Genomic DNA, 24,908 nt, shown 5'->3' on the forward strand with positions numbered 1-24,908 from the left:
CGCAGAAGCAGTGCCGTCATCGTCCTCTTCGGTCGTTCAAACCGTTCTCGAACAGTCCTCGCGTGTCCTGCAGACTTACGCCGTGGACCCCGGCCTCGTGGCCGAGCACGCCAATGGAGAGCGCCGCATCACGCAGGGCGGATACGGCGATCGCCAGCTTTTCGAGCTCGTTCAGAATGCGGCAGACGAAATGGCCGACGACTCGGTGGGGCGGGTTTGCGTCATCCTCACGGAAACACACTTGTACTGCGCGAACGAGGGAAATCCGGTTTCCTCGGAAGGCGCGGAGACTATTCTTCGGATGAGTATGTCGAAGAAGCGTGGCGGCCAGATCGGTCGTTTCGGAGTGGGCATCAAATCGGTTCTCGTGGTGACCGACGCACCGGAATTCTTCAGCAGCACCGGAAGTTTCGGATTCGACCGCGCCTGGTCGTACGCGCAGATCAAGGCCGTGCCCGGAGTGACTGCACGCTACGGACCCGAGTTCGACGCGCCTGTGCTGCGGATGGCCCGACCTCTGGACGTGCAGGCCGAGTGCGCATCCGATCACGTCCTGAACGAGCTGCTGAACTGGGCCACCACCGTCGTTCGTCTGCCTCTGCTCCCGAAGGCGGACGACCGGCTGGGCCGGGACATGCACGGCGGACGTGGCAAGGACCACGGCGAGCCCCGCGAGGAATTCCCGGTCGGCTTCCAGCTCTTCTCGCCGCACGTCACAAAAGTCGTGCTGGAGGACCGCCGGCCACGGCCCGTGGCTCGTCGGACACTGACCGCCCACCGGACCGGCGACCTGCACACCTTGATCGAGGAGCGGACCGGGAAGTCTGTCGCCACCGATCGGTGGCGTGTGTTCACCACCACCCACGAACCCGGTCACAGTGCCCGCGCGGACGCCGGCGAACTGCACGACCGGCTCTCACTCAACCTCGCCTGGGGCGTCCCCGCCCTGGAGAAGGACCCGGAGAGCGGTCTGTACGTCAGCCCGCGATCACGCGGGCGCGGCAAGTTCTGGTCCTTCTTCCCGACCAAGTACGAGATGTCGCTGAGCGGCATCCTCAACGGCGCCTGGAAGACGAACGAAGATCGTCAGAACCTCCTCGACTCCTCTCCCTTCAACCAGGAGATGATCCGGATGTCGGCAAAGCTGGTCGTCGACTCCCTCCCTACCCTTGTTCCCGATGAAGACCCCGCCGCCTATCTCCCCCTGCTGCCCGGTCGAACCAAGGAAGCGATCAGCTGGGCCGACGAGTTCCTGACCCGAGAGATCTGGGCCCGCACGGCGGACCGTCCGGCGTTGCCCGACCAGGACGGTGTCCTGCGCATCCCGACGACACTCAGGATCCACCCGCGCCTCGACAAGGACCTCAAGAAGCTCTCCAAGTGGCTGCGGATGTGGCACGAGTGCCCCGGGCGCCCCTCGAACTGGCTTCACCCGAGTGTCGAGGCGGACGCCCTGCGCTCCGGAAAGGTCGAGCACATCATCGGTGCGGCCGGGCACGAGCGGACCGGTGTCCGGGAATGGCTGGAGGCTCTGGTCGGGAGCGGCACCCCCGAGGCGTCGGCGGCGGCCGTTCGCATCCTCGCGGACATGATCGAGAACCACTCCCCCCATGCCGAAGAGGCCCGTAAGGCCCGCATCGTGCTCACCGAAGAGCATGGTCTCGTCGCACCCGTGCACGGCAAGGTGTTCCGCCGTGCAACCCAGGGCGGGCTGCGCGAGACCCTGGTGTATGTGGTCGACAAGCTCGCCCAGAACCCGTCACTGGCTCACGCCCTCAACGTCCTGGGCATCCGGGAGGCCGATGTCGAGGGCCGGTTCGTCAGCGTGCTCGATCAGGGCTTCGACCACTACGGCGACTCGGACTGGGAACGGTTCTGGGAGCTGTTCCGTCAGGCGGGGGTACGTCGGCTGGCCCACACGGTCCTGGAGAGGGTCCCCACTCCACGCTCGGCGCTCCGGGTACGCACCGCCGACGGTCGGTTCCGGCCGGTCGAGGACTGCATGCTGCCGGGTGTCGTGGTCGATGCGAAGCGCGACCCCGGCATCGCTGTCGACATGTCGTTCCACTCCGACGACACCCCCTTCTTCTCACAGGTCGGCCTGCGGGAACGACCGTCCGGTGGGATCCGCCCCCAGGAAGACGAAGCGTGGTTCGTGGAGTACCGCGAAGCCCTCCACGCCGCCTACCTGCGCGGCTTGGACAGTCACGCCCCGCGCCCCGCGCTGAGCCGGATGAAAGTCGAGGGCGCCGCGATCGGCGGCCCGCTCCACCTCTTCCGTGCCCTGTCCGAGGAGTCACGCGCCGCCTTCCTGAAGGTGCTGCCCGACGACGCCGTGGTGGACAACTGGACGCGCCAGATCGGCGCACAGACCAACACGCGACAGGCCGTGGCCTCGCCGATCCGATGGATGCTGAGGAAGTTCGGCACGATCGCCACCTCCCAGGGGGTCAAGCCGGTCAAGGAGGCAGTCGGCCCCCAGCTCGCCGGCTACCGGGATGTGCTGCCCGTCGCCGACATCTCCCCCGAGAAGGCCCGCAGGCTGCGGCTCCCGACCACCGTTGACGAGGTCCCCGCCGACCGCTGGGACGCGCTCCTCGAAGAGGTGACCCGCAGCGCGGACGACTCCTTCGTCGGAGCCACCTACGTGATGCTGACCCGATTCGGCGCAGACTTCCCCGAGGACTCACTGACCAGGTGCCGGATCGGTGACGTCTGGGAAACCCGGCCCGACGACGAGATCACCGTCGCCGTCGGGACCGCTCAGTACCAAGCGCTGCGTGCCGAGCAACTCCCGGCGCTGCTCGTACCGACCACCGACGACGCCGAGCTGATGATCGAGAAGTGGGGCATGCTCCGCTACGCCGACGTGATCAGTCTGGAGACCCGTGAAGTACCGGTGGGTGACCCCGTGCCGCTGGTCGAGCTGTTCCCCGCCCTGCGGCAGCGTCTGAACAGCGGGAACCGGAACAGCATGGTGCAACGGTGCAGCGAACTGGAGGAGGTCACCCGAACGCCCAGGGGTACGCACACCTCCCCCCTGGACGCCGTGCGCCAGGACAGCACCGTCAAGCTCCGAGTCCCTCTGGAGCCGGAGCCGATGCTGCGCCTGATCGACCGCGAGCTCGGTTTGGGCCTCGGCGCTGCCGGCTGCCGCGCGGTGCTCGACCACCAGGACCGTATGGAACGGGACGGCGAGTTGAAGGCGGCGCAGAAGGCGGTGCGCGAGTCCACTGACGTGGTGACCAAGATCGAGCTGCTGGTCGGTGCCGACGCGCTCCGCACCGGCCTCCCCGAGGGACTGATGGAGGCCGAACTTCATTCGACCGACGGCGTCGAGCCGACCGGGCGTCGCATCGCACAGATGGCGTTCAACGCACACGGTGACGGTGTGCTCCAGCAGCATGCCAGGGACATCCAGGGACGCTTCCCCAACGCCCCTGTCGCGTACGGAGGTTCGCCCGCAGCGATCGCGTTCGTCTCGGAGCTGAGGCTGCCGGTCGCGTTCGCCGGTTCGAGGACTCCGTCCCCCCCGCCGTTCGAGACCGTCGAGGGCCCTCGGGACTTCCCGAGTCTCCACGAGTACCAGGAGGACCTGGTCCGGAACATCTCCACCATGCTCGACCGACTGGCACCCCAGCGCGGCATGCTGTCGCTGCCGACCGGCGCCGGCAAGACCCGGGTCACCGCCGAGGCCGCGATCCGCTGGGTGAAGCGAGTCGGCGACCTCAGGGGTCCACTGCTGTGGATCGCACAGACCGAGGAGTTGTGTGAGCAGGCCGTCCAGAGCTGGAAGTTCGTCTGGAGCAAGGTCGGCGCCGACCGTCCGCTCACCATCAGCCGGCTGTGGAGCACCAACGAGGCGGGTGACGTCGTTGACCACCCGCATCTGGTGGTCGCCACCGACGCCAAGTTGGAACGGTGCCTGGGCACCGACCAGTACTCCTGGCTGCGCCAGGCCTCCCTGGTGATCGTGGACGAGGCCCACACCGCCATCTCCAAGCGATACACCGAGATCCTGAGCCAACTGGGACTCACCCAGTACGAGACGGGCCGGCACCTGCTCGGCCTGACCGCCACCCCCTTCCGGAACACCAATGAGGAGGAGACCCGCCGCCTGGTCCGGCGCTTCGGCAATCGGCGACTCGACGAAGGCGTCTTCCCGTCGGGCGACCCGTATCGCGACCTCCAGGACTGGGGCATGCTCGCCCAGGTCGAGCACCGCACCCTCGAGGGCGGCCGTATCGAACTCACACAGGACGAGAAGACGCACGCCGACCGCATGGCCATGCTCTCCCGCTCTGCCGAACAGCGACTCGCCGACGACCACACGCGCAGTCGGCGCATCGTCGACTGCGTGGCCGATCTGCCGGACGATTGGCCGACGTTGCTCTTCGCCACCTCAGTCGATCACGCCAAGTACCTGGCGGCCATGCTCAACGACCGGGGTGTCCCTTCCGCTGCCGTGGACTCGACGACCAGTGCGCAGGACCGCCGCGCTCGCATCGAGAACTTCCGAAGCGGTCGGATCCGGGTTCTCACCAACTACGGCGTGCTCACTCAGGGGTTCGACGCACCTGCCACTCGTGCCGTGGTCGTGGCCCGGCCGGTCTACAGCACCAACGTGTACCAGCAGATGATCGGTCGCGGATTGCGCGGGCCGCGGAACGGCGGCAAGGACAGCTGCCTGGTCCTGAACGTCAGCGACAACATCGCCAACTTCGATACCAACCTCGCCTTCACTCAGTTCGAGCACCTCTGGAGCCGGAAGTGACCGACGTCTACCAGGACAGCCCGACGCTCACCGACGAGCAGCTGGCCGTTGTCGAGCAGCCCTGGGATGCCCGGGTACTGGTCACGGCCGGCGCCGGCGCCGGAAAGACCCACACCCTGGTTCGCCGGCTCGACGCGCTGTGCAGTGACGAGGACCCCGAGCAGGCGCTGGAAGCCGCCGAGATCCTGGTACTCACCTTCTCCCGAGAGGCGGCCCGGGAACTGCGCGAACGGATCTCTCGGCACGGGGAACGAGCTCACCGGGTGCGCGCCCGTACCTTCGACGCCTGGGCCTATGAGGTGCTCCTTCAGGCACACCCGGACGGCGAGTGGGGTGAGGTCGGGTTCGACGCACGGATCGCCGCCGCGGCCCGCGCGATCGAGAAGGGTGCGCTGGAGGTCGGCGACGCGGTGCCACCGGCCCATGTCGTCATCGACGAGGTGCAGGACCTGCTGGGCGGGCGACGCGAGCTGGTGGAGACGCTCCTCGACCGGTACCAGGACAGCTGCGGGTTCACCGTCGTCGGAGACGCCGCCCAGTCCGTGTACGGCTTCCAGATCGAGGACCTGGGCGAACGCGCGGACGAGACCGGCCGGTTCTTCGATTGGCTGCGCTGCTCCTACCCGGACGACCTGGTGGAGCTGCGTCTCACAAGGAACTTTCGGGCCACCACGGCCGAGGCCGGTATCGCGTTGGCGCACGGCCCTCTGCTCCAGCAGGTGACCGAGCCGGACGAGGCCGAGCGGCTCTACGACGAATTGCGCGATCTCCTGTTGGATCCGGTGAACGGCATGGGTGATCTCGGTGACGAGTTCACCCTGGAAGGCCTGCGGGACCTCTCCGACACCTGCGCCGTCCTCACCCGCGACAACCGGCAGGCTCTCGTGATCTCCGCACTGCTGCACGCGCATGGCATCGACCACCGGATACGGCGCCCGCTGGAAGAGCGTCCGGTGCCGTACTGGGTGGCCGAGCTGCTGCGTCGCACGGAGGCGACCGGCCTCACCGAGGACCGGTTCCGTGCGCTCCTCTCGGACATCCCTCTTCCCTACGAACCCGACGCCACCGCCCTGTGGACGGTGCTGCGCAGGGTCGCGCGCGGAGCGGGGCGCGGGGTGCTCGATCTGGACCGGCTGCGCCGTGCGGTCGCCGGTGGCCGGTTTCCGGACGAAGCGGCCGATCCGGAGACCGCCCGCATCGTCGTCTCGACGGTGCACCGCGCGAAGGGCCTGGAGTTCGACCGGGTGATCGTCCTGACGCCACCGACCCCCGCCGAGCTCCACAAGCAACACCAGGACGAGTTGGACCTTCCCGCCGAAGCCCGCGCCTTGTACGTGGCCATGACGCGCGCTCGCCAGGATCTCTATCACGTGGTCCCTCCCGAACTGCCGCACTTCAAGCGAGCGGGGAACCGGCGCAACGGCCGCCGCTACCTCGGGTCGTGGCGGTCGTACGACAGGTACGGGGTCGTCGCCGAGGCGGGAGACATCTGCCGCAACGACCCGCCAGGCCACCGGACCGACGCCGTCGCCACCCAGGCGTATCTCCTGGAACGCGTGCGGCCCGGCCAGGAGGTGCTGCTGCGCAAGCGCCACGACCTGCCGATGGGCGAGGTCGAGAGCCCGCCGTACGCCCTGATGCACGACGGCATGGAGATAGGGGAGGCCTCGCAGCGGTTCCGTGAGGATCTTTTCCAGGTACAGAAGGTCAACCGCAACTGGGGCCCCTGGTGGCCCGACGAGATCCATGACCTGCGGATCGACACCCTGGAGACCGTGACGGGCAGCACCGCCGCCGGCACGAACGCCGGACTGGGTGAGCGCGGTGTGTGGATCGCCCCGAGGATCACCGGCATCGGCCGGTACCGGAGAGCCGACGAAGACGAGGAGCAGCGCTCATGACGCAGGTGGCAGGTCCCCACTCCGAGCACTATCGGGTCCGGGACGAGGAGCTGCTGGTGGGGCTTCGCCGTGAACTCCTCGGCCCCGCCCAGGAGGCCATGCCGGACGATCGGGACGAGGTACTCGCCCAGGACGCACCGATCGACCGCTATCTGGCCGGCGTGCTCTATCCGCGGGCGGCGGACAAAGCCGCGAAGGAACGGAAGGACGAGGACGCGGCCGAGCAGGACGGCCTGGACGCCGCTCCTCTGCTCAACCGAGAAGAGGTCGAGGAATCCGGCAGCGCGCAGGAGGTGGGCGCTTCGGGTGACAGGCGTCCTTCCTCGATGGGTCTGACCTTCGCGGTCCGCCCGACCATAAGCAGAGTGATCGTGGTCTCTGCGCGCGCGGCTGCCTACGTACCCACCGACGCGGACGGCACTCCCGTCCCGGCTCGCCGCGCCGAGGCCCGCACCACCGCCGACCAGCGGGAGCAGTGGCGGCGTAGGGAACTCGCCTTTCCCGACGAGCACATTGACGTGACCCGATCGGATCCGAGGAAGACGATCCAGCTCACTCCGGAGGCATCGCTGCACGTCAACGTCCGGCCCGTCGATCCCGTCCACAACACGGTCACGGTCACGGTCACACTGATCAACGGGCAGAAGGTCGGCGAGCGGGATCTCCAGGACGCCTTCTCTCTGTTTCAGTGCGGTCTCACGGTCCGGGCCGCCGACGGCTCCACCGCCTTCGTCGAGCGTCCGGCCCCGGCCGCCACCCACGACGCCGAGATCGCCACGAGTCGGTTGCTGCACCGTCACGCCCCGACGTTCGCGGTCGGTCACGGATGCGCTGCCGAGTGGGACTGGACCCCCCAGCCGGTCGGTATGACCGAGGCCGAAACTCCCGCCGTCGCCGAGGTGCGGAGCCAGTTCGTGCCCACCGTGGAGGTGCTACTCACCGACTCCAACCCGGAGATCGACAGTTCGGCGCTGTCCATGCTCGGGCTGGCCGAGCACTCCGATGCCGAGGTCCTTGCCGCTCTGAAAGATCTCGCCACGGGTTACCAGCACTGGATCGACAGCAAGTCCGCCGAGGCAGAGGCTCTGACCGGCGGCCCTCACGAGAAGCCCGCGCGGGAACAGGTGAAAGCCTGCGGCGAGGCGCTCCACCGAATCCTTGAGGGGATCGAGCTACTGCGGACCAAGCCCGATCTCATGCACGCCTTCCGTCTCGCGAACCGCGCCATGGCAGACCAGCGTGCCCGCAGCAAGTGGGTGAAGGACGGCCGGGTCGGGTCCCCCGATCCGGCCGCCGGCCACTGGCGCCCCTTCCAGATCGCATTCGTGTTGCTCTGTCTGGCCGGCATCGACGACCCCGAGCACCATGACCGGGGGGTCTCCGACCTGCTGTGGTTCCCCACCGGTGGCGGTAAGACGGAGGCCTATCTCGGGCTGATCGCCTTCACGTCGTTCCTGCGTCGGATCCGCAAGGGAGCGGACGGTGGCGGTGTCACCGTCCTCATGCGCTACACGCTGCGGTTGCTCACCCTCCAACAGTTCGAGCGCGCCGCGATTCTGCTCTGCGCCATGGAGCGCATGCGGCGCCGAACGCCCGAATTGGGCGACGAGGCGTTCTCCGTCGGTATGTGGGTGGGGCGTTCGGCCACCCCCAACACGCTGGCCGTGGCAGGAGAGAAGCTCGATGAGCTGCAAAGGAATCTCGACAAGCGACTCGCCACCGAGAATCCCGTTCAGCTGCACGCCTGCCCCTGGTGCGGGACCCGCCTCGACGCACGGAACTACGAAGCCGATGAGGACGCCAAGCGGATGCATGTCCGATGCCCCGGCGCGGACTGCGACTTCGCCGACGGTCTTCCCGTCCATCTGATCGATGAGGCGGTGTACGCCGCACGGCCGACCCTGGTGATCGCCACCGTCGACAAGTTCGCGTCGATGCCATGGCGACCTGCGACCTCCGCGCTCTTCAACCGCGACGACGTCCCGGAGGGCGGCACTCCGCCCCCAGAGTTGATCGTCCAGGACGAACTCCACTTGATCTCCGGACCGCTGGGTACGCTCACAGGTCTCTACGAGACCGCCGTGGACGCACTCGCCGACCGGCCCAAGGTGATCGCCTCCACGGCGACCATCCGTCGCGCCGCCGATCAGGGCCGCCATCTCTTCGCCCGCGAAGTAAGGCAGTTCCCGCCCGCCGGGCTGGACGCCCGCGACTCGTGGTTCGCCGTGGAGACCCCCCGCGAGGAAAAGGCGACCCGCCGCTATGTCGGCCTCTTGGCCCCCGGCACCAGCCAGTCCACCCTCCTGATCCGCACGTACGCCACCCTGCTGCACCGGGCCAAGCAGGCAGAGACGGAGGACAAGGTGCGCGACGCGTACTGGAGTCTCGTCGGCTACTTCAACAGTCTCCGACTGTTGTCCGCGGCCGAACTCCAGGTCCATGACGACGTGGTGGCCTATCTGGAGATGCTCGCCGAGCGCGAGGGGGTGGAGGTCCGCTCGGTCGCCAACTACTCGGAGCTGACGAGTCGTATCGACGCCAGCGAGATCCCCAGCCGGCTCAAGGGCATCGAGAAGCGGCTGCCCGGCGAGGACACCGTCGACGTCCTCCTGGCCACCAACATGATCGCGGTCGGCGTGGACGTGGACCGCCTGGGTCTCATGGCCGTGATGGGCCAGCCGCAGACGACCGCCGAGTACATCCAGGCCACCAGCAGGGTCGGCCGCGCGCACCCCGGTCTGGTCGCGGTCATGTTCAACTCGACACGATCCCGGGACCGCTCCCACTACGAGAGCTTCCAGCATTTCCACTCGGCCCTGTACCGCGAGGTCGAGTCCACTTCCGTAACCCCGTTCTCCGCCCGGGCCCGTGACCGCGGCCTGCACGCGGTGATCGTCTCCCTCGCCCGCATCATGATTCCGGCCGCTCGACCCAATGAGGGCGCCGGCAAGGTGGAGTCGTACGAACACGTGCTCCGGGGACGCATCAAGTCGATCCTCATGGAACGCGTGGAGGCGGTTGCCGGGGAGGAGACCAGCACCGTGTCGCAGGCCTTCGACGAGTTCGTCGAGTGGTGGTGCGCCGAGGCCGATATCCACGACGGCCTGCTGTTCGAACCTCAGAGGGGCAGGCGCACCCCTTCGCTCCTGAAGGCGTACGACGACGAATCACAGGACGCCGAGGCATGGCCCACGCTGTGGAGCCTGCGTGACGTGGACGCCGAGACCGCCCTGTTCATGGAGGGAACCCGATGACCCCACCCCCCGCCCGCCGTCGACGGACCGGCGCGAACGGTGCCGCACCCGCCCACAACTTTCCTCGGCGTGGTGCGGTCCGCCGCGCCCAGGTGATCACCACGTACGGGGTCGGATCGCTCATCGCAGTCGACCACGAGTCCTTCATCGTCTCGGGACTGGACGAGGCTGAGCAGAGCTGGAACCGTGACGAGTCCCCGAGGATCCACGAACGGCGCCTGGCCCGAGTGCTCGATGTCGATTCCTTCCGGCTGCCGCCCGCTTCCGACGACACCAGCAAGGACGGTCTCCGGGTCCGACGCTTCCCCTTGATGCACTTCTGCCCCGAGTGCAACGACCTGCAACGGCACCGCGACTTCAACCCGCCCGCCGGGAGAAGCGTCTGCGGCACGTGTGAGGTCGACCTTGTCCCCTCCCGTTTCGTCGTCGCCTGCGAGGCCGGCCACCTCGGCGAGTTCCCGTACCGGCAGTGGTTGCACCGCTCCACGGACCGTGGTGCCGCGAGGGCGGCACAGTGCGGTGGGAAGCTCAAAATGCGCACGTCGGGGCGTACATCCTCGCTCCGCTCCATTCTCGTCTCCTGCACCTGTGGGCAGGTTCCCGAGGTCTCGATGGAAGGCTCCTTCCGCAGGAACGCGCTCAAGGACCTGGGCCTACGGTGTCAAGGAACCCGCCCGTGGCTCGGTGCGTCCGCCCCGACCCAGGAGTGCGGACTCGTTCTGCGCACACTTCAGCGAGGTTCGTCGGCATTGTGGCAGCCGGTGCTGAAGTCGGCTCTCTCCATCCCACCATGGAGCGACGGCCGGTCGGATCCGCTCGCCGAACACTGGGCAGCGCTTCGCGAGTACGACACACGCGAGCAAGTCGAGATCTATCTCAAGGGTGCCTTCAAGGGAAAGTGCCCCGTGCCGCTGGACGATGTGATGACACTCCTCGACGCCGAGCGCGAGGAGGACCCCGACGGCGACTCGACCCCTACCTTCGACCACCGCTACCTCGCGCTGCGCAACAAGGAGTACGAGCGGCTCCGCGCGGGCAACGAGGAGAGCGACCACTCCCACGACGAGCAGTTCGTCTGTGAGGCCCCGCTGGGCGACCAGAGCGGGCTCGACCCGCTCGGCGTCACCGGCCCCATGCTGGTCAAGAAGCTTCGCGAGGTGCGCGCTCTGAAGGCGTTCACCCGGCTCGTCGACGCCGAGTCGACGACCGACTCCGTGGAGATGCCGCTGTCGGAACGTCCCCTGCGCTGGCTCCCGGCCATGGAGGTGCGTGGCGAGGGAGTCTTCTTCCGATTGGACGAGGACCGACTCGGCGTCTGGGAAAAGAGCGTGGCGGTGGCCGCCCGGGTCGAGCAGATGCGTACCGCCCACCAGCGGGTGCTCGCACAGCGGGCCGATGACCCGAGCAGCGTCGTACCCTCCCCGGCAACCCCTCGCATGGTGCTCCTGCACACGCTGGCCCACGTCCTCATCAACGAGTGGAGCCTGGACGCGGGCTACCCGGCCGCGGCCCTGCGCGAGCGCCTGTACGCCGCCGACGACATGGCCGGGGTGCTCGTCTATACGGCGACGAGCGACTCGGCGGGCAGCCTTGGCGGTCTGGTCGCCCAAGGCGAACCGGAGACTCTCGGTCGTACGGTGCGTTCGGCCGTCCGCCGTGCCGAGTGGTGTTCGTCGGACCCGCTCTGCATGGAGACCGAGGCATCCGGTGCCGGCGGAATCAACCTGGCGGCCTGCCACGCCTGCGTGATGCTGCCGGAGACGAGTTGCGAGCACAACAACATCCTGCTCGACCGCGCCCTCCTCGTCGGTACCCCGCATGACCCCCGACTCGGCTACTTCGAGGGCATCCTGGGGCAGTGACGTCCCATCATCCGTAAGGGCACCGATGGTGATGGTGATCCGACGACTGGGCCGGCCGAGGAGGCGGATCCGGTCCACGCACTACACACGCAGGAAACCGGCATCCGAGGGCGACGGTTACGGGTGGTCAGCATGCCAATCTGTTGATCACTCTTCATAGTGGACCGCCCCTCAGGGCAGAACTCCGAGTCGACGACAAGCGTTCCCTTCTGGCAGACGCACTCCGCCTGAAGGGACACCGATGGGCGAGCTCTTAGCACCCCGGATCACCGCCACTTTGGCCACGACGGTCGGGCCGGCCGTCTTACCCCCACCCAGGCGCGTGCCGGCGCCATCGGCTCGACACCCGTCACCGGCTTCGACTACCAAGTCGGCGGTGTCACCATGAAGGTTCCGACGGGCTGCATGTTCACTCACGTCGTGCGCGGCGAAGGCAAGAAGATCACGTACCAGAACGCCGGCGTCGACTGCGGTTTCGTAGTGGCCCTGAATTCAGGCTTCTGCAACTGGCGCATTGACTTCACCTACGCGGACACCGACAACAAGACCTACCGCACCTTGCACGGTAAGACCCACAGCGAGTGCGAGATCCACCCGATGCGCGACAACGCGCCCCAGACGCTGCCGCGCTACGGCAAGGCGTGCGCTCACATCAACGTCAACGGTGTGCGCCGGGTCAGTCAGTGCCACCACATCACGAAGTGAGCCGCACATGACCGTCACCCCGGGCCCCGAAGGCCCTGTCGCCGAGGGCACCGGGCTCCGACGCTCCGGCATTGCCGGCTTCTTTGCCGGCACCGCCGCGGCCTTCGCCTTCTTCGGCTTCTTCCCCGGCCTCCCCCACGTCATCGACTGGGGTGCGATCATCGCCTCCCTCGCCTTCGGCGCCCTCACCCGCTGGGCCTGGCGAGCCCGGACCGGAAGGAAGCGCGCCCGCCTCCGGTAGGCCGCTCAGGCCGGGCGCAGGTGTGCGGGGGTCGACAGGATTCGGGTCATTGCTTCGCGGAGTATGCGCGGGCCGTCCTGGGTGAGGAGGGATTCGGCGTGGAACTGCAGGGAGGAGAAGTGCGGGCCGCGCAGGGCGTGGACCTCGCCGGTGTGCGGTGAGCGGCTGACCTCCACGATGCCGATGCCCTCGCATTCGGCCTTGTCCTCGTCGCTCCAGGCGGCGAAGGCGTTGTAGAAGCCGACGCGTTCGCGGCTCCCGAAGAGGTCGATCTCCTTCTGCAAGCCCTGGTTGGGCACGTCGCGCCGTCGCAGGGGAAAGCCGAGGCGGGCGGAGAGGATCTGGTGGCTGAGGCAGACGGCCAGGAACGGCTGTCCGGCGGCGAGCAGTCGGTCCGTCGCCGCGCTCAGGTGGGTGATCTTCGGGTGGTTCCCGTCACGCGGGTCTCCCGGTCCCGGGCCCATGACGACGAGGTCGTGGGCGCCGAGCTCGTACGGTTCGTCGTAGCGGCGGACGGTCACGTCCAGGCCCAGCGCCCGAAGTTGCTGGTCGAGCATGTGCGTGAAGGTGTCCTCGGCGTCGATGACGAGGGCCGTGCGTCCGGCGAGAACCGAGTCCGGGTCTTCGTGACCGGCGCCGTCGGCGAGCCAGAACCCCGCGATCGTGTCGTTGCGCCGGGCCAGCGCCGTGCTGACGTCGGGATGGTCGGCGAAGCGCGAACGGCGGTCGCTCTCCAGCGCGTTGAGCAGCCCGGCGGCTTTGGCACGGGTCTCCTCGACCTCGGACTCCGGGTCCGAGTGCCGTACGAGCGTGGCGCCCACGCCGATGCGCAGCCGGCCGCCGCCGTCGATGTCGGCGGTGCGGATGAGGATCGAGGAGTCGAGGCTGCGCTCACCTGCGTCGTCGTGGCCGATGAGTGCGAGGGCTCCGCTGTAGTACCCGCGGCCCCCCGGCTCGTGACGGCTGATCACCCGGCAGGCGCTCTCGAGCGGGCTGCCGGTGACGGTGGGCGCGAACATGGTCTCCCGGAGGATGTCGCGCACGTCGTGGGTGGTGCGGCCCTCGATGAAGTACTCGGTGTGCGCCACCCGGGCCATCTCCCTGAGGTGCGGCCCGGTGACCCTGCAGCCGTCCGTACAGATCCGGGCCATCATCTTCAGCTCTTCGTCGACGACCATGTACAGCTCGTCGGTTTCCTTGGGGTCCGCGAGGAACTCCATGACGTCGGGCAGGGTGGGGCCGCTCGCCGGGTAGCGGTAGGTGCCGCTGATCGGGTTCATCACGGCGGTCCCGTCGCGCAGGCTGACGTGCCGCTCGGGGCTGGCGCCGACCAGGGTCCGGTCCCCGGTGTGTACCAGGTACGTCCAGTACGCGCCCTGCTCGCGTTCCAGCAGCCGCCGGAAGAGGCACAGGGCGTGGGCGAGCGAGTAGTCGGCGATGTCCGCGACGAGCGAGCGCTGGATGACGAAGTTCGCGCCCTCGCCCGTGCCGATCTCGTCCCTGATCACCCGGCGCACGATCCCGGCGTACGTTTCGTCGTCCACGTCGAAGTGCTTGCCGGTCAACTCGATCGGTACGTCCGCAATCCGGCGCACCACCTCGGCGACCGTCATCACGGCCTGCTCGGTGACCTCCATGGCCAGCAGCGGGGTGCCGTCGTCGGTGCAGGCGAAGCCGCGCTCCGCGATCTGGCGGTAGGGAAGCAGGGCCAGGACCTCGTGCGCGGCCCGCCCCGGGCCCGCCGGCCGCGTCCGGACCGGCAGCTCCGCCAGTGAACCGAGCCCGGAGACCTCGCCGGTCACCACCTCCAGCAGCCCCGGCCCCACCGTCTCGGGCCGGTACAGCAGGGCGAAGGGCGGTGGTTTCGCGACCAGGACGCGTGCCAGCAGGTCCTGCGGTTCGGAGGGGGGCACCGAGCTCATCACGCCGCCACCACCGCGTCGAGCGAGGTGACGAGCGTGTCGGTGGTGAGGACCACCGCGCAGCGCTCGGCCGCGTACTCCAGCGCCATCCGGTGGTACTTCTCCGAGAAGTCGGCGACCGCGTCGGCGACCAGGAACGTCTCGATGTCGTGGGTGAACGCCTCCACGGCCGTCATCAGTACACCGACGTGCGCGTACACCCCGCACAGGATGAGCTGGTCACGGCCCGACTCCCGCATCCATTCCAGCAGCCCGGACCGGAAGAAGGCGCTGTAGCGCCGCTTGGTGAACATCCGGTCCCCGGCGGCCGGCGCCAGTTCGTCGACGACGTGCCGGTCCTCGGGGTCGGTGCGCATCCCCGGGCCCCAGAAGTCCTTCAGCAGTCCTCGCTGCCGCTCGTCCATGCCGCCGGGCTGCGCCGTGTAGGCCACCGGTATGCCGGATTCGGTGCACCGCTCGCGCAGCCGCACGGCATGGGCGACCAGTTCGTTGTGCGGGGCCCTGCCCGCGGGCAGCGGCTTGAGGAAGTAGCGCTGCATGTCGTGTACGAGCAGGACCGCGCGGCGCGGGTCCGCCACCCAGGGCGCCGTGTTGCCGGGCAGGTCTCTTTCGGTGGGCATGGGGTACGAGTGGATGGAGGGTATGCCGGACATGAACGTCTCCCGCGTGATCAGAACTTCCTGTCCGCCGGGCTTCCTTGGCGGCGGCCGGACAAAGGCTGTGCGTGCTTGCCGTGGTCAGACGCCGAGCGAGGCGCCACCGTCGACGGTGAGGGCGTGCAGCGTGATGTGGGACGCCTGGTCGGAAAGGAGGAAGGCGACCGAGTCCGCCACGGTGGCGGGGCTGGCGATCCTGCCCAGGGGGATGCCCACGCGGTACGCATCGGGATTGCCCTCGATGGTCCGCCGGCGGTCGCTCTCGTCCGACCACATCGAGCCGAGCATCGGGGTGTCGGTGGAGCCCGGAGCCACCACGTTGCAGCGGATGCCGTACCGGGCGACCTCCAGGCCCAGGCACCGGGTGAACATCGTCGCCGCCGCCTTGGAGGCGGCGTAGGCGGCCATGTCCGCGCGGGCCGTCGCCGCCGCGTTCGAGGTCACGGTCACGATCGCTCCGCGCGAACGCTCGACCATCCCGTTGACCACCGCGCGGGACATGTGGAACACGCCCGTGGTGTTCACCGCGAACGTGTCGGCCCAGTCCTCGTCGGTCAGCTTGCGCGCCTCGCCGAGCCGCAGCACTCCCGCCGCGTTGACCAGGTACTCCACCGGCCCGAGCCGGTGTTCCACCGCCCCCACGAGCGCCTCTACGGACGCGGCGCAGGTCACGTCGACGGGGAACGCCTCGACGGGCAGTCCCTCCGCGGCCAGCTGCCGCACCGTCTCCTCCAGCCGGCCGGCGTCCCTGTCGACCGCCGCGACCACGACTCCGCGCTCACCCAGGTTGCGGACCACGGCTTCGCCGATCCCGCCCGCCGCCCCGGTGACGATCGCTATCTTGCCTTCCATCCCTACGGACCTCCGTTGGCTCGGTCTTGTGCGGAGTTCTGCTGAGCGGTGCTCAGGCACCGGCTCTCATCCGCGCCACTCGGCGGCCACCGCGAGGGCCTGCCGGGGGTTGAGCCGCGGGTCGCACAGACTCGTGTACTTGACGCCGACCTCATCGAGCCGTGCGCTGTCGGCCACGCATTCGGTGACCTCGTCGGGTGTGGTCTCCAGGTGCAGCCCCCCGGGGACGCCCCCGGCCGCGCGGACCGCCGACCGGAACTCCCCGACCTCGTGCAGGACCGCCTGGACGAACCTGGTCTTCAGGCCGTCCGGACCGCTGACGGTGTTGCCGTGCATGGGGTCGGTCAGCCAGCCGACCGGGTGGCCGGCCGCGCGGACGGCCTCGACCAGCGGAGGCAGTTTCGCGGCCACGGCGTCGGCTCCCATCCGCGCGATGAGCGTCAGGCGCCCCGGCTCGCGTGCCGGGTCGAGGCGCTCGCACAGGGCCACCACCTCGTCGGGGGTCATCGTCGGCCCGACCTTGCAGGCGACCGGGTTCACCACCTGCGCCAGGAGCGCGACGTGGGCACCGTCCAGCTGCCGCGTGCGCTCGCCGATCCACGGCCAGTGCGTGGACGTCAGCAGCAGGCGCCCGTCCTCCGTGCGCCGCAGCAGCGGAGCCTCGTAGTCCAGTACGAGCGCCTCGTGGCTCGTCCACACCTTCGACCGCGCCCGCGAGCGCACGCGCGGCTCCGACGGCGACCGGAGGGCCGACGGCCCCTGGGCCTGCGCGCCCGGCCATCCGAGGTACTCCATCGCGTTGCTCGCGGCCTCGTAGCACGCCAGCATCCGGGCGGGGTCGTGGCGGCGGGCCAGCGCGTCGGGCTGCGGACCGTTCACCATGTGCCCGCGGTATACGGGGAGTTCCTGGTCGCCCACCGGTTCGGTCGGGCGGGAACGCGGCTTGGCGAACTGGCCGGCGATCCGGCCCACCCGCAGGACGGGCTTGCCCGAAGCGAGCTGCATCGCCTCCGCGAGCGCGTCGAGCAGGCTCGCCTTGCGCTCCACGTAGCCGGGTGTGCACTCGGCCGGGTCCTCCGCGCAGTCGCCGGCCTGGATCACACCGGCCTCGCCCGCCGCGACGTGCGCGAGCAGGCCGCGCAACTCTTCCGTGTCCTCGACACGGACCAGCGGGGCCGAGGCGGCGAGCCGCCGCCTCACCCGTACGAGCAGCTCCCGGTCCTCCCAGGCGGGCTGCTGCCGCGCCTCCCACGGATCCGGATACGCGCGCTCGTCCCCGGCCGTGCCGCTGAAGCCGGCCGAGGCAACCAACGTGCCCGATCGGTCGACGATCCCTGACATTTCACATCCCCCGTTGCTCTGATGACTCGTACGTGTGCCGGTCAGCCGCCGGTGACCTCCTCCAGCAGGCCGTCCCACGCGCGGGGCTCCGGCGCCACGTCGCCGCGCCACGCCACGTGGTGGTCGGGCCGGACGAGCACCAGATCGCGCGCCCAGACGGCGCGCACGTCGGCGCTGTCCACGGTGAGCAGCTCGACCGGCAGTCCCCGGCGCCGCGCCTGCTCCACCAGGTCCTTGCCCCGGTTCTCGCCCGAGAGGTCGACGAGGGTGAACCCCGTCCCGAGCCGGTCGAACAGCGGTGTGCCGTCCGCCAGCCGCACGTTCGGCGCACGGCCGCCGGGCAGGGTCGTCGGGACGATCGACTGCCACTCCCAGCCCGGGTCCGGGGTGTCCTCGTGGCGTACGACCGGGGAGCCGGTGTAGCGGTAGCCGAAGTGGATGCCCAGGTTGTCGATCTGGAAGCTCTCCTTGGCGAGGTACCCCGCGAGCTGGGAGCGGGACGCGCCGGCGGCCGCCAGCTGCGGGAAGCGCATCCACACGGCGAGGAGGTTGGCGCACATCTCGCGGTTGAAGAGCGCGACGGGCCGGCGCTCGGCCTCGTAGGAGTCGAGCAGACCCGGGCCGGCCCGGCCGGTGAGCGTGGCGGCGAGCTTCCACCCGAGGTCGACGGCGTCACCGAGGCCGGTGTTCGCCCCGTGCCCGCCGGTCGGGTAGAACTGGTGCGCCGAGTCGCCGGCGAGGAAGACCCGGCCCGCGCGGTACGAGTCCGCGACGGCGAGGCGCCCGTACCAGTAGGCCACGTTGAGGACCTCGTCGACCTCGAAGTCGAAGCCCAGCCGTTCCTTGACGACCGCGAGCGGCTCGTCCGGCTCGGGTTCCCCGTCGGGGAGGACGAACGTGCCGGTCCAGGTCCGCCCGCCGTCGCGGTTCACCAGCGTCGCCCCGCCGGCGGCGATGGTGAGGAAGAACTTCCCGTTCCGGAACAGCGCGGGGTCCTCACTGCGGAAGTACACGTCGCAGTGGCGGGTGCTCGGACCGCTCAGCTGCGTCGTGATGTCCGTGCACCGCCGGACCGTGCTGCCGCCGCCGTCGCAGCCGACGACGTAGGCGGCGCGCAGGGTGTGCTCGGTGCCCTGCCCGACGTCGGCCAGGCGCGCCGTCACCCCTTCGCCGTCGTCCGTCAGGTCCAGCAGGTTCCATCCCTCCCGCAGGTCGACCAGCGGGTGTTCGCGCACCCGTTGGCGCAGCACGTCCTCCAGCAGCGAGCCCTGGAGCCGCTGGTACGGCTCCAGGGGCGCCGAGCCGTCGGTGACCTCGGCGAACTTCTGGCGCAGCTCCGCCACGGAGGGGTACGTCCACACCGAGACGGGCGGCTGCGCGGGGTCGGTGATCCAGTGGAAGTCGAAGGGCTCGTCGGCCGCGACACCGCGGCGGCGGATCTCGTCGGTCACACCGAGGCGGCGCAGCAGTTCCATGCTGCGGCCGTTGATGAAGTCCATCTTGGGATGCGCCGAGACCGTCGTGGACCGCTCGACCACGGTGCTGCGCACTCCGTGGTGGGCCAGTTCGAGGGCAAGGGTCGCACCGACCGGTCCGGCGCCGACGACCAGGACGGACGCGCTGTCGGGGAGGGACGGGGGATGGTCAAGCACGGATGCTCCTGCGGGATCGGCACGGGGGAGGTCAACGGGATGGAGGGCCGGGTCACGGACACCGGGTCCGGTCCGGGCCGGATCGGGCCGGGTCACGGACACCGGGTCCGGACCGGGCCCCGGACGACGAGGCCGGTCCGGGGCCCGGCCGGACGCGCTACGAGGGCTGGCCCTGCTCCTGCGGCTGCCCGCCGAAGCGGATGAACCGGGTGAGCAGCGCCGCCAGGAGGGCCACGCCGACCGAGCACCACAGGGCGAGCTGGTAGCCGGACAGGAGGGCCTCCAGCGGCGCCTGGTCGGCGGACGCGCTGTGGGTACGGGCGGCGGCGACCGCGACGAGGGCGGCGAGGCCGATCGCCCCGCCCGCCTGGTACGACGTGGTCGCGAGGCCCGAGCCGGCGCCGGCGATGGGACCGGTGAGCCCCATCGTGCAGACGACGAAGGACGAGACGATGGAGACGCCGAGGCCGAAGGACCAGAACACGGCCGGCAGCAGGAAGCCCGTGAGGTAACCGCCCTGGACGTCGATCACCGTGGCCCACGCGGCGAGCGCCGCGCCCTGGATGAGCACCCCGCCCATGAGGACGTTCTGCGGGCCGAACCGGAGCACGCGGGGGGCCACCTGCGTACCGGCCAGCATGGCGAGCGGAATGGGCACGTAGGACAGGCCGGCCTTCGCCGGGCCGTAGCCGAGCACCTGCTGCAGGTAGATCGTGATGATGAAGAAGGTGGAGATCAGCAGCGTGCCGACGAGGGCGAAGGCCACGTTGCCGATGACCAGCGGTCGCATGCGGAGCAGCATCGAGGGCAGTACCGGATCGGCCGCCGTGCGCTGGCGGACGACGAAGCCCACGAGCAGCACCGCGGCGGCGGCGAACTCGGCCAGTGTCGCGGCCGAGCCCCAGCCCTGGGCGCCTCCCTGCGACACGGCCAGGATGAGCATCACCAGTCCGGCGGTGGCGGTGACCGCGCCGATCACGTCGAGCTTGGCTTCCGTCTGCGGGCCGGTGGCCGGCAGCAGGCGCAGGGCGGCCAGCAGGATGCCGATGCCGATCGGCACGTTGATCATGAAGATCCACTCCCAGCCGGCCGTGGTGAGCAGTCCGCCCAGCACCAGACCGACCGGAGCGGCGACGCCGCCCATCCCCATGAACAGGCCGAGCGCCTTGTTGCGCTCCGGCCCCTCCGGGAAGATGTCGGTGATCAGCGCCAGGGCCGCCGGAGTGACCAGGGCAGCGCCCAGGCCCTGCAGCAGCCTGCTGACCACCAGCTGCCAGTCGTCGGCCGCGAGTCCGCAGGCCAGCGAGGCGACGGTGAAGAGGGCCACGCCCGCGGCGAAGAGCCGCCGCCGGCCGATGACGTCGGATGCGCGGCCCGCCAGCAGGAGGAAGCCGGCGAAGCCGAGCAGATACGCGTCCACGACCCAGGCCAGGCCGGTGGGCGAGAACCCGAGGTCGTCACGGATGGCGGGCAGCGCGATGTTCACCACCGAGGCGTCCATCACCGCCATGAACTCGATCAGTGCCAGCACCGAGAACATCGCCCAGGGACTGCGGCCACCGGCCGCTCCGGCCGTCCCTGACTCCGGGGAGTCGGCGTGGTCCGCGGCCCCGGTCCGACTCGGCGTGATGCCGTTGGTCATGAGAGGTGTCCCATTTCTTCGTGTCGTCGAGTTGGATCCTGGCTGCGCTTCGCCGCGTCTCACCGCGTCTCCCCGCGCATCTCCGTACGCCTCGGGGGCGGGAGCAGCGGCGCGGTCACGCTGATCCATCGTCGGCCGGGCCCCGGTACCCGGCATCACGTCTTCACGCCATCCTTCGTGACCCGCACGGCGGAAGGGCGGCCGCCAACCGGTCGTGGCAGATCGCGTGAAACTGGGATGTCCGGAGGCCCGCGCGGAAGCCATGCTGCGGCGAAAGGCAACGCCGATTGCTACCGGAACGCACGAAAGGCTCGACCCATGGTCGTCTTCACTTACACCTTGCTCGTCAACGACCCCCGCCTGCCCGGGTACCCGGAGATCCAGCGCGACGAGCTCTGGGAGAGCCTGGTGCACAAGGCGGCCAACCCGGTCTCCTACGTGCCGTCCATCAGCTTCGCGGAGGTGCTGGAGGAGTTCGACGGCGGTTTCGTGCGGCGCATCGCGCTGCGCGGCGACCAGTCGGTGCTGCTGCGGGAGCGGGTGACCCTCGAGCCGCAGCGGCGCATCGTCTTCACCCAGATCGACAACCCGCTGCTGACCGCGATCACCAACGAGATCGGCGAGGACGCGGAGGGCCGGCTCACCTTCACGTTCACCGCCACCCTGTCCGCCGCGGGCCTGGAGCGGAGCCGCCAGGAAGCCGGATTCATCGCGGAGAACGACCTGCTGTTCTACGACACGGCCGCCGCGACGGTGAACACCGTCCGGCTCACCGCTGGCCGGGCGGTCACCGCGGCCTGACCGTGGACGTACGCCAAATGCCGCGGTCCGGAACCCGTCAGGGGCTCCGGACCGCGGCATTTGGCCGGTGGGTACGGCTTAGGCGAAGCCGCCGTTGGCGTGGAGGGTCTGGCCGGTCAGCCAGCGGCCGTCCGAACCGGCGAGGAAGGCCACGACGTCCGCGATGTCGGCCGGCTGCCCGAGCTTGCGCAGCGGGGTCTGGGCGATGAGGCTGTCGAGGTTGGCGCGCGCCTCGGGGGCGAGCATGTCCGTGTCGGTCGGGCCGGGGGCCACGGCGTTGACGGTGATGCCGCGCTCGCCGAGCGCGTGGGCGAGGGACCGGGTGAGGACCTCGACCCCCACCTTGGTCGCACCGTAGGCGCCGAGGTAGGCGATGGCCGCCGCCGGCAGCCCGGCGGCGAGGTTGATCACGCGGCCGCCGTCCCGCAGGTGCTTGGTGGCCTGCTGGTGGGAGAGGAAGACGCTCTTCAGGTTGGTCGCGACCAGGCGGTCGAAGACCTCCTCGCTGATGTACTCCACGGGCGCGGCGGCGACGGTCGCGGCGTTGTTGACGACGATGTCGACGCCGCCGAACTCCTTGACCGCGGCCTCGTACAGAGCGGCGACGTCGGCGGCGACCGACACGTCACCCTGGACGGCGACGGCCTTGCCACCGCTCGCGGTGATGGCCTTCACCGTCTGCTGCGCCGCCTCCTCGTTGCTCTGGTAGTTGACCACGACGGCGGCGCCCTCGCGGCCGAGGCGCTCGGCCGTCGCACGGCCGATGCCGCGGGATGCGCCGGTGACGATGGCGACCTTGCCGTTGAGACTCATCTTGGTTGGCTCCTAGTCAGTGCTGGACGACATGGGGGTTGTTCACCGGTCTTCCGCACGCCGCCCGGTCAGGCCGGCAGCGGTACGGACTGGGCGTGGCGGAAGACGTTCCTGGGGTCCCACTTGGCCTTGACCTGCTGCAGCCGCGGGAAATTGGCGCCGTAGTACAGGTCGTGCCAGGGCACGCCCGACGTGTTCCACGCCGGGTTGGAGAGGTCGCCGTCGGCGTAGTTGACGAAGCAGCCGTCGGTGACCGCACCGGACACGGGCACGCCGCCGGTGTCGGCGTACACGTCCCGGTAGAACTCGCGGATCCAGGCCTCGTGCCAGGAGTCCTGCGACTGGTCCCGCCAGAAGTTGACGTACATCAGCTTCATGACGGAGCTGCGCTGGGACACGGCGGTCGCCGTCGGGGAGACGGTGTTGACCTTGCCGCCGTACGAACTGATGAGCACCAGGGCACCGGGGTAGGGGTAGTCCGGGCGCGTGAGGTGCTTGTAGAACGCCGCGACGTGGGCGTCCGTGAAGGTCTTCTTCATGTAGGCGGACTTGCCCTTGAAGCGGTTCGTGGGGTCGCCGCCGCCGGTGAATCCGGGCCACTCGGTGGCGTGCAGCCAGGGAACGGTCCTGCGCTCGTCGACGCGGAAGGAGACTCCCGTGCCGTTGTTGACGGCCGCCAGGAAGTCGTCGAGCAGCTGGTCCGCACCGGGGAGGGTCGCGTCGATCTCCGTCGTCAGGGAGAACGAACCCGCGGCCTTGGGGGCGGGCTTCAGCTGGCTGAACAGGCCCGCGTACGGCGAGGACGCGGACGCGTTGTTCTCGCACCAGGTCCCGTAGTTCTTCAGGATCCGGCCGAACGACTGCTCGTTCAGGTCGGCCCAGGACCAGGACACGGAGTTGACCAGCAGCGTGGTGGGAGGCTTGGGAAGCAGGCTCTGAGGAGCGCCGGCGGCGTTGGGCGAGCGGAACAGGTAACGGGTCACCACGCCGAAGTTGCCGCCGCCACCGCCGGTGTGCGCCCACCACAGGTCCCGGTTGGGGTCCGAGGGCTCACGGGTGGCCGTGACCAGCCGTGCCGTGCCGGACGCGTCCACCACGACCACTTCCACCCCGTACAGGTGGTCGACGATGAGGCCGTGACGCCTGGAGAGCGCGCCGTAGCCGCCGCCCGCCACGTGTCCGCCCGCGCCGACGGTCGGGCAGGTACCGCCGGGCAGGGTCACCCCCCACTTCTTGTACAGGCTCTTGTAGATCTCCGAGATCGTGGCACCGGCCTCCACCACGAAGACCTGCCGGGCAGAGTCGAAGTACACCTGGTTCATCTCGGACACGTCGACGACCACGTTGACGCCGTCGCCGACCCAGGGCTCGTAGCAGTGGCCGCCGCTGCGCACGGAGAGCCGCTTGCCCGCCTTGACGGCCGCCTGCACGGCGGTGACCACCTGACCCGGTGTGCTCACCATCCGGACGTAGTCCGGCTTGGCCACCCAGCGCTGGTTGAACCCGCGGACGAGGTCCGTGTACTGCTGGTCCGCCGAAGTGACGTCGAAGGGGCCGCTCGCCGCCGCGGCCTCGCCGGCTTCCGCAGCGGACGCGACCGCCGTGGCGGCACCGCTCACGGCGGTGCTCGCCGCAGCCGTGGTCACCAGGAACCTTCGACGTGATATGCCGCCCATGTACTTCTCCCCCGTCACGTACCGATCAGCTCTCCCACAGCGGGCTCCGGACCCGTGCTGTGGGGTCCCCAGCCTGGTCAACCACGCCTTCTCGCACATCGCGTCTTTACGTGATCCTCGGCCGGCCGGGACGGCCTGACTGCGGTCCGGCGCCGGGGAGAAGCTCACGAGAACCGGTGATGTCCCGGGAGGCCCGCGGACGGAAGCTGTTGGTCTGCGGGAGAACCGCGACGCGCGGGCGACGGCGTCCGCCGCGGTGCCGTGCCACAGGAGGCGACGACATGTCCGAATTGAGCTGGACGCTACCGGTCGTGGGAGAGGACGAGGAGGGGAAGCGACTGCTGACCCCCGAGGAGGTCTGGCGGGGGCTGCTGCGCAAGGCGGAGAACCCCGTTCCGTTCATCGCCGGCATCACCGACTGCCGGGTGCTGGAGCGCCATGAGGACGGGCTGCTGCGGGAGATCACCGTGGCGGGCCGCGCGAAGGCCCGGGAGCGGGCCGTCTTCCACGACCGCCGGCTCATGGTCTTCCACCAGCTGGACGATCCCTACCTGGCCGAGATCCGGAACGAGATCGGGCACGACGGGCAGGGGGCCACCACGCTCACGATCCGGGTGGTGCTCTCGGCGGAGGGGAAGGCGAAGGGCGAGCAGGACGCTTCCTTCGTGGCTTCGACCGCCCAGTACTTCGGCGGGATCGTGCAGCCGATCATCGACACCATCGTCCGCATGCGGGAGGAACTGACGCCCCGGGCCTGACCGCTCGTGCGGTGACCCCCGGGCCTGACCGCTCGCGCGGTGGCCCCCGGGCCGGCCG

Annotated in this window: 16 protein-coding genes; 8 read left to right on the plus strand and 8 right to left on the minus strand. The window is 69.6% G+C overall.

The window, feature by feature from the left end; translation table 11 throughout:
- The first annotated feature begins 10 nt into the window (after nt 1-10).
- From OHA37_RS16860 to OHA37_RS16885, 6 genes are all read left to right on the plus strand, one after another.
- The gene (locus tag OHA37_RS16860; protein ID WP_443046177.1) at nt 11-4,774 is read left to right on the plus strand and encodes a DEAD/DEAH box helicase; all 4,764 of its coding nucleotides are present in this window, start codon (nt 11-13) and stop codon (nt 4,772-4,774) included.
- Nucleotides 4,771-6,675, plus strand: a complete 1,905-nt coding sequence (locus tag OHA37_RS16865; RefSeq protein WP_266906037.1) for a UvrD-helicase domain-containing protein — start codon at nt 4,771-4,773, stop codon at nt 6,673-6,675. Before OHA37_RS16860 ends, OHA37_RS16865 begins: the two co-directional genes overlap by 4 nt.
- The gene (locus OHA37_RS16870) at nt 6,672-9,929 is read left to right on the plus strand and encodes a helicase-related protein (RefSeq protein ID WP_266906039.1); all 3,258 of its coding nucleotides are present in this window, start codon (nt 6,672-6,674) and stop codon (nt 9,927-9,929) included. Before OHA37_RS16865 ends, OHA37_RS16870 begins: the two co-directional genes overlap by 4 nt.
- On the plus strand, nt 9,926-11,791 hold the full coding sequence (gene drmB, locus OHA37_RS16875) for a DUF1998 domain-containing protein (protein WP_266906041.1): 1,866 nt from the start codon (nt 9,926-9,928) through the stop codon (nt 11,789-11,791). The genes OHA37_RS16870 and drmB overlap by 4 nt, the downstream gene beginning before the upstream one ends.
- A 405-nt stretch (nt 11,792-12,196) precedes the next feature.
- Nucleotides 12,197-12,496 (plus strand): hypothetical protein, encoded by a 300-nt coding sequence (locus OHA37_RS16880; RefSeq protein ID WP_266906042.1) that lies wholly within the window; start codon nt 12,197-12,199, stop codon nt 12,494-12,496.
- 7 nt (nt 12,497-12,503) lie between these two features.
- A complete protein-coding gene (locus OHA37_RS16885) occupies nt 12,504-12,737 on the plus strand; it encodes a hypothetical protein (RefSeq protein WP_266906044.1) in 234 nt (77 codons plus the stop codon).
- A gap of 5 nt (nt 12,738-12,742) precedes the next feature.
- On the opposite strand, the gene OHA37_RS16890 is transcribed toward OHA37_RS16885, so the two are convergent.
- From OHA37_RS16890 to OHA37_RS16915, 6 genes are all read right to left on the minus strand, one after another.
- Nucleotides 12,743-14,659: an anthranilate synthase family protein gene (locus tag OHA37_RS16890; protein ID WP_266906046.1), complete on the minus strand. Its 1,917-nt coding sequence runs from the start codon at nt 14,657-14,659 to the stop codon at nt 12,743-12,745.
- Nucleotides 14,659-15,312, minus strand: coding sequence for an isochorismatase family protein (locus OHA37_RS16895; protein WP_266906047.1), 654 nt, complete (start codon nt 15,310-15,312; stop codon nt 14,659-14,661). Before OHA37_RS16895 ends, OHA37_RS16890 begins: the two co-directional genes overlap by 1 nt.
- 84 nt (nt 15,313-15,396) lie before the next feature.
- Nucleotides 15,397-16,167: a 2,3-dihydro-2,3-dihydroxybenzoate dehydrogenase gene (locus OHA37_RS16900; protein ID WP_266906049.1), complete on the minus strand. Its 771-nt coding sequence runs from the start codon at nt 16,165-16,167 to the stop codon at nt 15,397-15,399.
- A gap of 66 nt (nt 16,168-16,233) precedes the next feature.
- Nucleotides 16,234-17,508, minus strand: coding sequence for a 3-deoxy-7-phosphoheptulonate synthase (locus OHA37_RS16905; RefSeq protein WP_266906051.1), 1,275 nt, complete (start codon nt 17,506-17,508; stop codon nt 16,234-16,236).
- A 41-nt stretch (nt 17,509-17,549) separates the two neighbouring features.
- Nucleotides 17,550-19,160: an FAD-dependent monooxygenase gene (locus OHA37_RS16910; protein ID WP_266906053.1), complete on the minus strand. Its 1,611-nt coding sequence runs from the start codon at nt 19,158-19,160 to the stop codon at nt 17,550-17,552.
- A 157-nt stretch (nt 19,161-19,317) separates the two neighbouring features.
- Nucleotides 19,318-20,802 (minus strand): MFS transporter, encoded by a 1,485-nt coding sequence (locus tag OHA37_RS16915; RefSeq protein ID WP_266906055.1) that lies wholly within the window; start codon nt 20,800-20,802, stop codon nt 19,318-19,320.
- 318 nt (nt 20,803-21,120) lie between these two features.
- Here OHA37_RS16915 and OHA37_RS16920 point away from each other — a divergent pair, with 318 nt between their 5' ends.
- Complete coding sequence (locus OHA37_RS16920; protein WP_266906056.1) at nt 21,121-21,603, plus strand: SRPBCC family protein; 483 nt, start codon at nt 21,121-21,123, stop codon at nt 21,601-21,603.
- Between the two features lie 78 nt (nt 21,604-21,681).
- On the opposite strand, the gene OHA37_RS16925 is transcribed toward OHA37_RS16920, so the two are convergent.
- Complete coding sequence (locus OHA37_RS16925) at nt 21,682-22,416, minus strand: SDR family oxidoreductase (protein ID WP_266906058.1); 735 nt, start codon at nt 22,414-22,416, stop codon at nt 21,682-21,684.
- Between the two features lie 68 nt (nt 22,417-22,484).
- Nucleotides 22,485-24,062, minus strand: a complete 1,578-nt coding sequence (locus tag OHA37_RS16930; RefSeq protein WP_266906060.1) for an FAD-binding oxidoreductase — start codon at nt 24,060-24,062, stop codon at nt 22,485-22,487.
- Nucleotides 24,063-24,373: 311 nt separating this feature from the next.
- On the opposite strand from OHA37_RS16930, the gene OHA37_RS16935 reads away from it, so the two are divergent.
- Nucleotides 24,374-24,850, plus strand: coding sequence for an SRPBCC family protein (locus OHA37_RS16935; RefSeq protein WP_266906062.1), 477 nt, complete (start codon nt 24,374-24,376; stop codon nt 24,848-24,850).
- The last annotated feature ends 58 nt before the right edge of the window (nt 24,851-24,908 follow it).

Origin of the sequence: Streptomyces sp. NBC_00335, from assembly GCF_036127095.1 — a bacterium.
In the GTDB taxonomy this organism is placed as follows: Bacteria; Actinomycetota; Actinomycetes; order Streptomycetales; family Streptomycetaceae; genus Streptomyces.